A 10,399-nucleotide genomic window follows, 5' to 3' on the forward strand; every position below is an offset into this window, starting at 1 on the left:
GATCCAAAACCAACTCCGGATCCAAAACCAACACCAGATCCAGAGCCAGCTCCAAATCCTGTTCAACCAGAAAACGTTCAATCTACTGAGCAAAAATCAGCTCCAAAAAAAGCTCAGTTGCCAAATACAGGAACTTCTGATTCGCCATTAGCTATGGATCTTCTTGCTATTTTAGCTGGAATCTTTGGTATTTCACTTTTCAAAAAAAGTAAAAAATCAGAGAACTAAGTAAATAGTTTTATAAAAGAGTCTGGGACAACAATCTCTTGGCCCCCAAAAAAAGCAACTGATTGTACTGCACCCCAAAAGTTAGACAGAAAAAATCAAACTTTGGCACTGCACCCATAAAACGAGACACAAGAAAACACTCCTGTTGAAATCTGGTAAACTAGAAACAGGAGTGTTTTGTTATGGTCAAAAAAGCATATTCGGTAGAAACTAAGCTAGCCTGTATCGAAATGAAGAAGGCAGGTAAATCAAATAAGGTTATCATGGATACCCTCGGTATCAAAAACGCTACTCAGGTGAAAACCTGGTGGCGTTGGTATCAGAATGATGAATTGTACTGTTTCCACCAACCTGTGGGGAAACAATATACTTATGGTAAAGGAATGAAACAATTATCTGAAGTCGAACAGTTACGTTTGCAGGTAGAATTACTAAAAAAGTATCAGAGCTTGGTAAGAAAATCGACAAAGTAAGTCTTATCAAGCTAGTGGAAGAGTATAAGAAAACGTGCCCTGTATCTATTATTTTAGAGTGTTTCGGCGTCAAACGCTCCACCTTTTATCGCTGGAAACAGGAGTGTAAGAATTCTCAGAAAAGAGACGAAATAGCAGATAAAATCGAACAACTCTGTATGGCAAATCGCTTTATTTACGGCTATCGAACCATCACTCGCTTACTAAAGAAAGTTTATAACCTCGCCGTTAATCGCAAGAAGGTCTATCGTATCATGAAGGAAAAGGGCTACCTTTGCCGTGTCCGTCCCAAGAAGGGACCTAAATTAGGGAAGCCTTACCATGTAACAGACAATAAGCTGGATTGTGATTTTCAGGCAGACAAGCCGATGGAGAAGCTTGTCACAGATATCACCTACCTCTACTTTGGAAACTGTAAACTTTATCTATCTTCAATCATGGATCTCTATAATCGTGAAATAGTAGCTTATAGCATCTCCGAGTGTCAAGATACGGACTTTGTGCTCGACACACTTCATCAACTTGAGCTACCTCAAGGAGCACTTTTACACAGCGACCAGGGATCTGTCTACACCTCAAAAGCCTACTATCAAGCTTGTACAGAAAAAGGCATCACCCGCTCTATGTCCCGAAAAGGAACACCAGCAGATAATGCACGTATCGAATAGTTCCATTCTGTTCTCAAGTCTGAAACATTCTATCTCCATAAGTGGAGAAACCTAACTAAAGATAGTATAATAGATATTGTCAAAAATTACATCATATTTTATAATGAAACTAGAATTCAACAAAAATTAAATGACCAGTCTCCTGTAAATTACAGAAAACTGGTCGCATAAGAGGGGGTTTCTTGTCCCATTATTGGGGTGCAGTGCCTCCAACTCCCTTTTCAATTACAAGCCTAAGTCCGCATATGGTTTCCGGTAGCCCACTTGAACTACTTTTCCGTCTTTGACAAGCAGAGGCCGTTTGATCAGCATACCATCTGAAGCAAGGAGATCCGCCGCTTCTTTCACTGTCAGTTGATCCACCTTATCTTTCAAACCGAGTTCCCGGTATTTCATCCCGCTAGTATTAAAGAAAGACTTGATCGGTAGACCAGAAGCTGCCATCCAGTCTTGCAATTCTTGGCTAGTCGGTGTTTCTGTGACAATATTTTGGCTTTGAAAGTCACATTGGAGACCGTCCAATTCTGATTTAGCCTTTCGACAAGTCGAACATTTTGGGTATTCAATAAAGGTATACATCGATTTTATTTCTCCTTCCAGGTAATTCCTTCATGCTGTAAGAGCCAGCGTTTGCGATCGAGTCCAGACGCATAGCCCGTCAGTTGTCCATCTTTTCCCATCACGCGGTGACAAGGGACTAAGATCGTCAAGGGATTGCGTCCGACAGCCTGTCCTACGGCCTGGGCTGAACCACAAGAAAGATCCTGGGCCAGCTGGCCATAGGTTTTGGTCTCACCATATGGGATCTCTCGCAATAACTGCCACACCCGCTCTTGGAAGGCTGTTCCTTGCGGTGCTAGTGGAAAACTGATAGCGATTGGATCTCCCGCAAAATAGTGGTCCAACCAGTCCTTCACCTTCTCATGGTAGGGATGGATCTGCTCCAGCGCCCCATAGGGATCAGGCGCCTCCTCTTTCGGATCATAAAAATCAAGCTCTACAAGGCCTTCTTCACTGACAATGATCGAAAGAAGCCCCATAGGGCTTTCATAGAATTGTTTAAGATAGAGAGTCATTGTAGGCTGCTTCCGCTCTTTGGTCCCAGCGGTCCTCTTCTGAGACCACTTGGAATAGACTGGTTTCTGCTTTTCGCTTGATCTTTTGATAAGCCAGACGGACTCCATCAATAGGGACCTTTCCACAATAATGGTAGCCCAATTTTTCAAGTAAATGCTGCATCACCACATTATCCGGGTGCGTATCGCAACGGAAATCCGGCCCTTTTTCCCCTTCGATTAAACCTTGAAGGAAGGTCTGAGCCACCCCTTTGCCAGCAGCTTCTTTGGCTACAGCGACGCGGTGAAAAGTGACATACATATAGTTGTCATGCTCCCACTTGCCATCGTAAATCTCATTATAAGCCGCTTCATTTCCCTTGTAGACGGCTGCATAGGCGACGACTTCCTGATCTTCAACCGCCACATAGCCACGACTTTCTAGAATATCCTCAAAAATGATCTCTTCATCTGGATAGCCATCCTGCCACTGGTCGACCTGTCTTTGAGCCAGACTTTCCTTGGCATCTTGGATGATTTCCATAATTCGCTTAATTTCGTTGGGATAAGCCATTCTAATTTCCATCCTGCTTCCAACCTTTCCTAGTCTTGATGGTAACGAGCATAGAGCTCACTCTTTTGCAGGCCGTATTGTTTGGCGACCTGTTTAATTGCTTGATTTTTCTTCATGCCCTCTTGGACCAAGGTATCGATCTCTTGGATCAAGTCGACCTCTTCTAGGTCTAGCTCTTCTTCCTTGGCTCCTTCGACAATCAAGAGGCACTCCCCTTTGAGAGGATTTTCTTCAAGAAATGCGACTAACTCAGAAATACTGCCACGAGTATATTCCTCGTAGATCTTGGTCAATTCACGAACCAGGACGACAGGACGATCCCCATAGACAGCCAACATATTCTCTAAGGTTGCCTTCACCCGATGAGGCGATTCATAAAAGATCTGAGTCTCCGGATAGGCCACTTTTTCTTGGAAAAAGGCCTTCTGTTGCCCCTCTTTGCGAGGCAGAAATCCATAAAAAATATGAGGTTGAGGGGCTAGGCCACTGGCAATCAAACCCGTTATACCTGCACTAGGACCAGGCACAGCTACGACAGGAATCTCTCGTTCAATCGCTGCCTTGACCAAATCATGACCAGGGTCAGAGATACTAGGAAGTCCTGCATCTGAGACTTGTGCCACATCCTTTCCTGATTCTAAATGGGCGATCAGATCTGGAATTTTCTCCACGGCATTGTGCTCATGAAAGCTGGTCTGGGGTGTCGTAATCTCAAAATGCTTGAGCAAGAGGCCTGTATTTCTAGTATCCTCAGCTGCGATCAAGTCCACATCCTTTAAGGTCTGGACCATACGGTAACTCATATCTTCACGATTACCGATCGGTGTTGGGACCAGGTATAGCACCCCTGTTTTCTTTTCCCCTTTAAAACTTCGTTGGATCTGCATGCTTACTCCCTAAATAACAACTCGTCACAAAACATACACTCTTCATCGTTCTCACGGCGTTGACCGTAGGAATAAGTGCAGATATGAAAACCGTCGTTGTAAATACGTTGCAAATTTTCACGACCATGGTGTTGGGACTTTGCGGATGAAGTCTTCTCAACTTCCCCCAAACGCTCTCTCAATTTATCATTTTCTAAGCGAAGAGCTGTATTTTCTTCGATGACTTGTTTCAAATTTTTCTTGATGGCTTCGACTTCAGCCAAGGTGACCAACAAATTCTGAGAGAAGCCGTCTAAAGCATCAAATAATTCTTTTTTATTCATTCTGACTCCTTAACTTTCTAAGCTCAAAACCATATATTCTAGAGCATTTTGAAAAGAAACATTGGCCTTCCACATCCCGCGAGCAAGACTCAATTTCTCAAGCAACTGCTGGGATCTACTCAAGCGCAACTGCTCTTCTAAAGCCAACTCCATCAAACGAAAGGCCTGGCTTTGTTTTTCCTTATCATCTGCTAGGCTTACTAAGCGGGTCACTTCCAAATAAGCACGATTCAAACTGGATTGACAACGTTCGATGAATTGATCACAAACTTTTGCCAGTTCAAAAAACGTAGCATTCTTTTTTTGCTGCTCTGCCTCTTCGAGACTAAAACTAAAACGAGCTACTAAATTTGCCTGTGATTTGATCAAGCCTTCTTTTTCTAGCAGTTCGGTTAGGTAGGCTTGCTTTTTAGGAAAATGGACCTGCTGGGCCCGACTCTTGATGGTCGGTAAGATCAAGTTTTCATCGGATGTCAACAAGAAGAGATAGATCTCACTCTGGGGCTCTTCCATGACTTTTAAGAGAGAGTTGGCCGCATTGGTATGCATCTTATCCGCATCTTGGACGATAAAGACCTGCCGACTTCCTTCAAACCCTGATTGAGAAAAGTCTTGAACCAGCAAGCGAATACGGTCAGTCTTAATGATCTGGTTGACCGGACGCACGATCTTCACGTCTGAGAATTCTTCTTCAGCAATCAAGCGGCAGGACCGGCAGTTGCCACAAGGCCAGACTCCCTGCAAATCTTCGCAAAATTGACTTTGAGCTAACAAGAGGGCCATCTCAAAACTGGCAAAAGAGCCTGTAAAAAGATAAGCATGACTGAGCTGTTTGTGTTCTAAGATCTGGGTGAAGCGCTCCACCAATTCCGGCTGGAGCTGTTGGATCTCTTCTAGCTTCATTTCAATATCCCCAAGCGATTTTCTAAAACAGCCAAGACATCCGCAAAGACTGCTTCAAAGGATTGACTGGCATCGATTTTCACAATGCGCTCTGGTTCCTTTTCATACAAGGCCAAATAACCTTGTCTGACTTTTTGGTGAAGCTCCAATCCTTCCAAATCCAAACGATTGACTTCCCGCTCTTGGTTTTTGGCAATTCGAGCGAGCCCTTCTTCGACATCCAGATCAAAGTAAAGGGTGAGATCTGGTTTAAGACCATCTGTCGCAAATTGATTGAGCCACTCGATATCTTCCACACTCAGACCGCGACCATACCCTTGATAAGCGACCGAGCTATCAATAAAGCGGTCCATCAAGACGATTTTCCCAGCTGCAAGAGCTGGCAAGACACGTTCCACCAAATGCTGCCGGCGACTAGCAATATAGAGCAGCAACTCGGTCTTGGCATCCATACTAGTATGGTCTGGATCTAAAATGACTTGGCGGATCTTTTCTGCAATGTCTACACCGCCTGGTTCACGGGTTGTAATAAAAGGAATTCCTTTTTCTTCAAGTAGAGGCAAAACGGCTTCTAGGACCGATGATTTTCCCGCTCCTTCTGGACCTTCAAATGAAATTAATGTACCGTTTACCATAGTATCCTCTTTCTAGTTTTCTACTTTTTATTTTACCAAAAATAAGGGTAAAAATCTTGTATTTTAGGAGAGAAAATTTTTCAAAGTCATTTTCATTTTTTCACTTTTTTGTTACAATGATCTTATAAAGTTTTAGGAGACAACCTATCATGTTTAAATTTAAAGATATTCTGGCTATCATCTTTGGGGCCGGCATTTTTTCATTTGGGATCTATTTTTTGGTCATTCCCTTTCACTTCTATGAAGGAGGAGCGACAGGGATTACCTTGATCACCTATTACCTCTTAAAAGTCCCCGTATCCCTGATGAACTTGCTGATCAATATCCCTCTCTTCGTTCTGGCTTGGAAACTGCTGGGCAAGAAATCTCTTTATCTGAGCTTACTGGGGACCTTTTCAGTTTCGGCATGGATGGCAATTTTTGAAGCCATGCCCCTCAGCCACCATTACCATCACTTTATCTTTACAGCCTTTAAGGGAGATATTCTGCTTGCCTGTATCGCCTCAGGGGTTGTGCTTGGTTTGGGGCTAGGGATCATCTTCAATGCCGGTGGAACTACTGGAGGAACAGATATCCTCGCTCGCATCTTTAACAAATACACTTCCCTCAGTATGGGAAAACTCATGTTGATTGTAGATGCCATTGTTCTGACAACTGTTGTCGTAGTCTTCCAAGATGTCCGTACAGCGATGTATACCCTCTTCTTCATCCTGATTGACACCCTTGTGATCGACTTGATTGGAGAAGGTGGTTTTGCTGGAAAAGGCTTCCTTATCGTTACCTCTAAACCAGAAGAAATTGCCAAAAAGGTATCTGATGATCTGGGTCGCGGGATTACCTTTATCCGCGGGATGGGCTATTACAGCCGTAAGGACCTGGATATCGTCTACTGTGTCGTTTCACGGAATGAGATGAAACAAATGAAAGACATCATCAATCGTATTGATCCATTCGCCTTTATCACCATTTCTGAAGCCCATGAAATTCTCGGCGAAGGCTTCACTTTAGATAAAGAAAAACAACCCATTAACCGTTAATAGAAAAATCAGACTGGATTGTCATCCAGCCTGATTTTTCTATTAAATTGCTTTTGCGGTTGTTCGAGTGATTTCATCGACTTTCAAACCGTTGGCTTCAAATTTACTACGGATTCCTTCTAGATCTGTCACCCCATCAATTTGAACTTCGATAACGACACGATCGTCTTTGGTTGGGATATTGACTGTATTGGCGATGTTATACCCTTCTTCTACAATCAAGTGAATGATTTGTTCGAGAACGCCAACCTTATCTTCTGTCACAAAGCGAACACGAACTCCTTCTTCTCCATAACCGGATACTTCAAGGAAGGCACGGAAAATATCACGGTCTGTGATGACACCAGATACTTGGTCATTGTCCACGACTGGAAGAATTCCCACCTTGTTCTTATACATGAGGTAGGTCGCATCTTCTAAGCTTGCAAATTTAGAGACGGTAATAACATCGCGAAGCATGACATCTTTGACCTTGGTCTTGTTCAACAGATAGTTCATCTCGAAAATAGACAAGCTTGTTGCTTTAGATGGACTTGCTTCTGCAATCGTACCTTCTGTCACCAAGCCAACCAATTTATCATTTTCAATGACTGGCAAACGGTGCAAACCTTGTTCGCGCATCAAATCTGCCGCATGGGCAATTGTAGTATCTGGACTAATATAAACCACTTTACGTGTCATAAAATCTTTAACAGCCATAACAAGTTCTCCTATGCTTTTATTAGTTTTATTATACTTGATTTTAAGAATGATTTCAAACGCTTTCAGCAGTTTTCTCTTGTTTTCAAAATTTAGAAAAATCAAACACACGTACCTTTTTATGCAACATTTAAATCTTGTAAACTAATCTTAGTCACTAGTAATCGATTTATTAGAAAATAAGGAAAGTACAAATACCACAATGGATAATAATAAGAATATACCCCAGGCAAACTGAGAGTTCCACATAGATAAACTTGTAAATAAAATAGTTGCTATTGGCATTGATAATACTGATATGACCTTAAAAAAACTACTAGTTTGTGCAAGAATATCCGGTGGAAGTTTTGCCATTAAGAGACTATTTAATTTGGGATTTACCTTACTACTAAGATACATCATGAATGCCAACACACTAAAGGAAATAATTTCCAAACCATTTATCCAACCACATATTCCTATGACTATTAATAATCCACTATCTATTTGAAGTATTTTAATAAGTGAAAGTTTAGAAAAATAATCATTAGGGGTCATTCCACCAATTAGGGCTGAAACAAATAATATTGTTTGAAGTAAAAACACCGACTGAGCAAAAGATAAACCAAAAGGAGTTATTTCTGTAAATTTCAAATTGTACATTATTAAAATAGCACTGCCTAGCGAATTTAATCCTAAAATTGAAAAAATCATTAGACCAAAACGTACTTTCTCTTGATATTTAAATATACTTTTACTATTTTTGTAAAGGTTCTTAAGTTGTGAGATAAACTCATTTTCTGGTGAATAATTAACTTCTGGATGTGTCAATTGTCTTTGGATTTTAAGCAATACCATCGATGATAATAAGAAACTTATAGCATTTATCGTAGCTAAAAAGAAGAAATTATTATGAGAAATCGTTAGTAACCAAACTCCCAAAGTTTGACCAGAAATCAAAGTTATTTGACTTATTACTTGATCAAAAGAGTACGCTTCCATCAGGTCTTCTTCGGGAATGTGTGACTGAAACATAGGTAATACTAGGCCTCTTCTGTACTCTGCAATACAATCTGATAGGATGTTAATGAAACATACGATCGAGAAAACTAGCCATGAATTTTCTTTCGATAAGAACGCAACCATAATAAATAATACTGCTTGTATATATCCTAATAATAGCAACCACAATTTCTTATTCTTTGTTTTGTCAGCCTGCATTGCAATAAAAAGAGCACAAATCGTTGGAATATATTGTATAAAACTTGCTACACCAACCGCCAATTTACTATTCGCCATACTTGCTGCAAAAACTACAAAAACAAGATTATAAATGGTTGAACCTAAATCATCGAAGAAACTAGACAAGACCAGATTCCTAAAAAAAATATTTCTAAAAAAACTTTCATCTGCTATACCTTTCTAGTAGAAACTTGATAGACATAACTTCATTCAAATAAAAAATATTTTTAAGTTTTTCAGAATTACTTTTTCTTTTATATGAATTAACAAAATATCGAAGTATTTAATTGTTATATCTAAATATAGTTTACTACTAAATTTTAAATATTTAACAGAGTTTCAAATATGAAATATCCTATCTCATACATCTGATCTTTTGCCTAATTTATATGTATCCCAAACTGGTCCAATTTTACCTCTAAAATATTAATCAGTTGACTATCACCAACAACTCGAAGAGACTCTATAAATTGTTTAATTTCCTTTTTAGAATTTTTTGACTTTAAGTAACCATTTACTAATTTTAAAAATTTTAACAACATGATTTCTAGCATATCATATGGGAAAAGAAGCTTTTCTAGCTCGAGTATAAACAATGGAACTTGAGTATCAATTTTTCTTAAAATCAATTCGCCAATTAAATTTATGTACGTTAATTTTAAAGAACTTAAATTGTGTTTAAGAAAATTATAATCTTTAGTCCTTTCCGCAAGCTGATCTCCAAAAAATAATAGATCTTCATCTGAAATTAAAGTCATTGTATTTCCAAATACATATAATTCAAACCATGTCCAAGATTCAATTGAAAATAGATAATCTACCAATACTTTTCTATCTTCTATATTTCTTTCATAGTTTTGATCTAATGAATGTATCGCATTTTCAATAATGAATGACTGAATTCTTTGATATCGATCCGTCTCTTCACTCTGTAATACTTCAGTTAATAGATACTCTAATCCTTTAATATCCTGTTTCAAAAATAAAGTGGATATCTTCTTACCTAAAATAATATCTTTAGGTAATTCATAATTATTTAATTTATGGCCAAACTCTTCAAAAGTCATGTGGATTGATTCTATCGCTATTAATAATTTATCAGCACTTAACATCGTTTGCCCATTTTCAAATTTAGACAATTGTGCTATGCTTAACCCTTTCCTAGCAACATCCTTTTGTTTTAAGCCTCTGGCAATTCTCAGTTCCTTATATAATTCACCCAATTGAATTTTTCGATCTATATGCATAACTTATAATCCATTTCAGTCATTAGTAATTACGTTTATTTTACCAAATTAATAAAGGAAATTATATATTTTAAATTATTTTACTAAGAAAAATCTTAGCCAGTAAAAATGAAAAAAGAAAGGTCTTCAGGACCTTTCTTTCGAACATATTCAAACTGTTTTTCCTATAAAATGAGATTAATGTTTCTTCATGATAGAAATTATGCTATTTTTTGAATCATTTGGGAGTATATTGAAACTTTCCGCCGTGAGAAAAGTGCTAGAAACATTATTGTTTATAGCACTCGGGAGTTTTGAGAGTAAAACAGTTCGGGGAACTGTTTTAGCCTGAGCTAAGAAATTAAAAAGCGAAGGGGCTCAAAACGAATTGAATACTGGCCGCAGATTGTGCCAAAAAGATAAGTTCTCCTAGAATCGAAAGATTCTGCGTCAAACTTCCTATTTTGACT

Annotated in this window: 12 protein-coding genes and 1 pseudogene; 3 read left to right on the plus strand and 10 right to left on the minus strand. The window is 39.2% G+C overall.

Annotation, left to right across the window (positions count from 1 at the left end):
• Nucleotides 1–228, plus strand: a 228-nt coding sequence (locus HMPREF2904_RS09950; RefSeq protein WP_141751218.1) for an LPXTG cell wall anchor domain-containing protein, incomplete at its 5' end; no start/stop codon positions are given.
• A 182-nt stretch (nucleotides 229–410) separates the two neighbouring features.
• Nucleotides 411–1,540, plus strand: a pseudogene (locus HMPREF2904_RS11235) (IS3 family transposase).
• 54 nt (nucleotides 1,541–1,594) lie between these two features.
• On the opposite strand, the gene HMPREF2904_RS09965 reads toward HMPREF2904_RS11235, so the two are convergent.
• From HMPREF2904_RS09965 to tmk, 7 genes are read right to left on the minus strand one after another with little or no spacing between them, the layout of a single operon-like run.
• Entirely contained in the window at nucleotides 1,595–1,948 is a 354-nt protein-coding gene (locus HMPREF2904_RS09965) for an arsenate reductase family protein (protein ID WP_070662462.1), read from the minus strand.
• 5 nt (nucleotides 1,949–1,953) lie between these two features.
• Nucleotides 1,954–2,445, minus strand: coding sequence for a methylated-DNA--[protein]-cysteine S-methyltransferase (locus tag HMPREF2904_RS09970; protein ID WP_070662465.1), 492 nt, complete (start codon nucleotides 2,443–2,445; stop codon nucleotides 1,954–1,956).
• Complete coding sequence (locus HMPREF2904_RS09975) at nucleotides 2,429–3,010, minus strand: GNAT family N-acetyltransferase (RefSeq protein WP_003017544.1); 582 nt, start codon at nucleotides 3,008–3,010, stop codon at nucleotides 2,429–2,431. The genes HMPREF2904_RS09970 and HMPREF2904_RS09975 overlap by 17 nt, the downstream gene beginning before the upstream one ends.
• 17 nt (nucleotides 3,011–3,027) lie before the next feature.
• Entirely contained in the window at nucleotides 3,028–3,885 is an 858-nt protein-coding gene (gene rsmI / locus HMPREF2904_RS09980) for a 16S rRNA (cytidine(1402)-2'-O)-methyltransferase (protein ID WP_049474313.1), read from the minus strand.
• Between the two features lie 2 nt (nucleotides 3,886–3,887).
• Entirely contained in the window at nucleotides 3,888–4,208 is a 321-nt protein-coding gene (gene yabA / locus HMPREF2904_RS09985; RefSeq protein WP_003005416.1) for a DNA replication initiation control protein YabA, read from the minus strand.
• A 9-nt stretch (nucleotides 4,209–4,217) separates the two neighbouring features.
• Nucleotides 4,218–5,111, minus strand: a complete 894-nt coding sequence (locus HMPREF2904_RS09990; protein ID WP_070662468.1) for a DNA polymerase III subunit delta' — start codon at nucleotides 5,109–5,111, stop codon at nucleotides 4,218–4,220.
• On the minus strand, nucleotides 5,108–5,746 hold the full coding sequence (gene tmk / locus HMPREF2904_RS09995; RefSeq protein WP_049472085.1) for a dTMP kinase: 639 nt from the start codon (nucleotides 5,744–5,746) through the stop codon (nucleotides 5,108–5,110). Before tmk ends, HMPREF2904_RS09990 begins: the two co-directional genes overlap by 4 nt.
• Nucleotides 5,747–5,895: 149 nt before the next feature.
• Here tmk and HMPREF2904_RS10000 point away from each other — a divergent pair, with 149 nt between their 5' ends.
• The gene (locus HMPREF2904_RS10000; RefSeq protein ID WP_070662471.1) at nucleotides 5,896–6,783 is read left to right on the plus strand and encodes a YitT family protein; all 888 of its coding nucleotides are present in this window, start codon (nucleotides 5,896–5,898) and stop codon (nucleotides 6,781–6,783) included.
• 42 nt (nucleotides 6,784–6,825) lie between these two features.
• Here the strand turns inward: HMPREF2904_RS10000 and HMPREF2904_RS10005 are convergent, their stop codons facing one another.
• The 3 genes from HMPREF2904_RS10005 to HMPREF2904_RS10015 form a co-directional block, all read right to left on the minus strand.
• Nucleotides 6,826–7,482 carry a CBS domain-containing protein gene (locus HMPREF2904_RS10005; RefSeq protein ID WP_003005183.1) on the minus strand — a complete coding sequence of 219 codons (657 nt, stop codon included), beginning with the start codon at nucleotides 7,480–7,482 and terminating at the stop codon, nucleotides 6,826–6,828.
• Nucleotides 7,483–7,632: 150 nt separating this feature from the next.
• On the minus strand, nucleotides 7,633–8,829 hold the full coding sequence (locus tag HMPREF2904_RS10010; RefSeq protein WP_256263289.1) for an MFS transporter: 1,197 nt from the start codon (nucleotides 8,827–8,829) through the stop codon (nucleotides 7,633–7,635).
• 254 nt (nucleotides 8,830–9,083) lie between these two features.
• The gene (locus HMPREF2904_RS10015) at nucleotides 9,084–9,950 is read right to left on the minus strand and encodes an Rgg/GadR/MutR family transcriptional regulator (RefSeq protein WP_021153668.1); all 867 of its coding nucleotides are present in this window, start codon (nucleotides 9,948–9,950) and stop codon (nucleotides 9,084–9,086) included.
• Nucleotides 9,951–10,399: the final 449 nt, after the last annotated feature.

Origin of the sequence: Streptococcus sp. HMSC072G04 (assembly GCF_001813295.1) — a bacterium.
In the GTDB taxonomy this organism is placed as follows: domain Bacteria; phylum Bacillota; class Bacilli; order Lactobacillales; family Streptococcaceae; genus Streptococcus.

Coding starts and splice junctions, on each gene's coding strand:
- HMPREF2904_RS09965 (WP_070662462.1), bottom strand. CDS start 1,948: ATGTATACCTTTATTGAATACCCAAAATGTTCGACTTGTCGAAAGGCT.
- HMPREF2904_RS09970 (WP_070662465.1), bottom strand. CDS start 2,445: ATGACTCTCTATCTTAAACAATTCTATGAAAGCCCTATGGGGCTTCTT.
- HMPREF2904_RS09975 (WP_003017544.1), bottom strand. CDS start 3,010: ATGGAAATTAGAATGGCTTATCCCAACGAAATTAAGCGAATTATGGAA.
- rsmI (WP_049474313.1), bottom strand. CDS start 3,885: ATGCAGATCCAACGAAGTTTTAAAGGGGAAAAGAAAACAGGGGTGCTA.
- yabA (WP_003005416.1), bottom strand. CDS start 4,208: ATGAATAAAAAAGAATTATTTGATGCTTTAGACGGCTTCTCTCAGAAT.
- HMPREF2904_RS09990 (WP_070662468.1), bottom strand. CDS start 5,111: ATGAAGCTAGAAGAGATCCAACAGCTCCAGCCGGAATTGGTGGAGCGC.
- tmk (WP_049472085.1), bottom strand. CDS start 5,746: ATGGTAAACGGTACATTAATTTCATTTGAAGGTCCAGAAGGAGCGGGA.
- HMPREF2904_RS10000 (WP_070662471.1), top strand. CDS start 5,896: ATGTTTAAATTTAAAGATATTCTGGCTATCATCTTTGGGGCCGGCATT.
- HMPREF2904_RS10005 (WP_003005183.1), bottom strand. CDS start 7,482: ATGGCTGTTAAAGATTTTATGACACGTAAAGTGGTTTATATTAGTCCA.
- HMPREF2904_RS10015 (WP_021153668.1), bottom strand. CDS start 9,950: ATGCATATAGATCGAAAAATTCAATTGGGTGAATTATATAAGGAACTG.